At 39.3% G+C, this 1,295-nt stretch carries 2 protein-coding genes; both read left to right on the top strand.

What is annotated here, in order from left to right:
• Positions 1–294 (top strand): group II intron maturase-specific domain-containing protein (locus B371_RS22615; protein ID WP_019412383.1); only part of this gene is annotated, 294 nt, incomplete at its 5' end.
• A 266-nt stretch (positions 295–560) separates the two neighbouring features.
• On the top strand, positions 561–887 hold the full coding sequence (locus B371_RS20940; RefSeq protein ID WP_019412382.1) for a tyrosine-type recombinase/integrase: 327 nt from the start codon (positions 561–563) through the stop codon (positions 885–887).
• Positions 888–1,295: the final 408 nt, after the last annotated feature.

Here is a 1,295-nt window from a genome sequence, read left to right as displayed (position 1 = left end):
AAAGAATGGCTTAAGGCTAACCGCACAATGAATATACACAATGTTGTCAAAAGACTTCAACGGTCATTGAACGGATATTTTAATTATTACTGCATAACTGACAATAGCCGAAGTGTTAGAAACTTTGTAGATAAAATGAAAACATTACTCTTCAAATGGATGAATAGAAGAAGTCAAAGAAAATCATTTAACTTTGAAAAATTTACCTTGTTTCTAATAAAGTTTCCACTTCCAACACCGAAGACAAAGGTCAACATCTATGAACTACGTGAAGAAATTAGTTATATTCTGTGAATGATAATATGGAAGAGCCGTGTGCGTAAATAGCGCACGCACGGTGGTGTTATCCCGACTTCGGGATAACACCACTTATCCCGACTTCTAGATTATTCCGACTTTTTAGCCGTATCAATTAAAGTACATAGGAAAATAGACTCTTTTCTCTAAAAATGGTGAAAAAAAGTCGGAATAATAAATTTGTCGTTGTATTTATTTCACATAAGCCAACCGATAATTAGTTTGGTTAACAACCAAATCTATCATTATGGAGGCTATATGTTATGAATGAAGTCGCAACCAATGAACGCAATGGGGTAACAGCGAGAGATCAATGTAATAAAGTACCCGATGGTCTCCATCCGCATATGTTTCGTCATTCCAGATCAATGCACCTTTATCGCGGCGGTATGCCACTGCCGCTCTTGTCGGAATGGCTGGGACATGCACAGTTGGAAACAACCAAGATTTATGCAAATGCGGATACACAAATGAAAAGGGAAGCTATAGAAAAGGCAACAAGTAGTATAAATCCATTGACTCAAGGACAGAAAGTTACATCATGGCAGAATGATGAAGAATTAATTAAACGTCTTTATGGTTTATTATAGACAAAATTATTCCGATTTTTTAACCTTCGAGCCATCAAAACCATATAGAAATCCTGTGTTTTTGAAGGCTAACTAATAAAAGTCGGAATAATCTAGAAGTCGGGATAAGTTCTGTGAGGGGTGTGAAATACAATCTCCCGAAAGGGAGAGAGGTTTCCACCTACTTGACTGGGAAAAGCGAGGCCAGGTGAGACCCCGCAGGCGCTTGCGACGAGGAGGCTCACGGACCGCCCGCGGAAAGGGTCCGCCTGTAACGGAAATCATACTGGAAACCAATGTGGATACTGTGTGCTCTCTTAAAGGACCGGGCGTACTTTGCCCGGTTTTTCTTACAAGATAAGAAAGTATACAACTATAGAGTGCCAAGAACCCATTGTTCATGGGGTTTTAAGTACATGAGACTAACAT

Origin of the sequence: Paenisporosarcina sp. TG20 (assembly GCF_000286315.1) — a bacterium.
Lineage (GTDB): Bacteria > Bacillota > Bacilli > Bacillales_A > Planococcaceae > Paenisporosarcina.
The sequence above is the reverse complement of the archived record's forward strand: the minus strand, read 5'-3'. Positions and strand labels throughout refer to the sequence as shown.

Coding starts and splice junctions, on each gene's coding strand:
- B371_RS20940 (WP_019412382.1), top strand. CDS start 561: ATGAATGAAGTCGCAACCAATGAACGCAATGGGGTAACAGCGAGAGAT.